At 68.2% G+C, this 255-nt stretch carries 1 protein-coding gene; it reads left to right on the forward strand.

Annotation, left to right across the window (positions count from 1 at the left end; all coding sequences use genetic code 11):
* On the forward strand, positions 1-255 hold a 255-nt coding region (locus tag HA052_RS27290), incomplete at both ends, for a TolC family protein (RefSeq protein ID WP_166454461.1).

A 255-nucleotide genomic window follows, 5' to 3' on the forward strand; every position in this document is an offset into this window, starting at 1 on the left:
ACGCCCAACTGGACATCGCCAAGCGCACGCTGCAAAGCCGCGAGGAATCGCTCAAGCTGCAAACCAAGCGCTTCAAGGGCGGTTTGATCTCTGAGCTGGACCAGCAACAGGCCGAGGCCGAAGCGGCGTCCGCCCGCGCCAAGGTGCCGCAGATCGCCAGCGCGCTGGCGCAGACCGAAAGCGCGCTGGGCGTGCTGCTCGGCCACTCGCCCAAGCAACTGGTGGCCGGCGGCATCCAGCGCGGCCAAAGCCTGG

The sequence above is a fragment of the Chromobacterium fluminis genome (genome assembly GCF_011602385.1).
GTDB lineage: Bacteria > Pseudomonadota > Gammaproteobacteria > Burkholderiales > Chromobacteriaceae > Chromobacterium > Chromobacterium fluminis.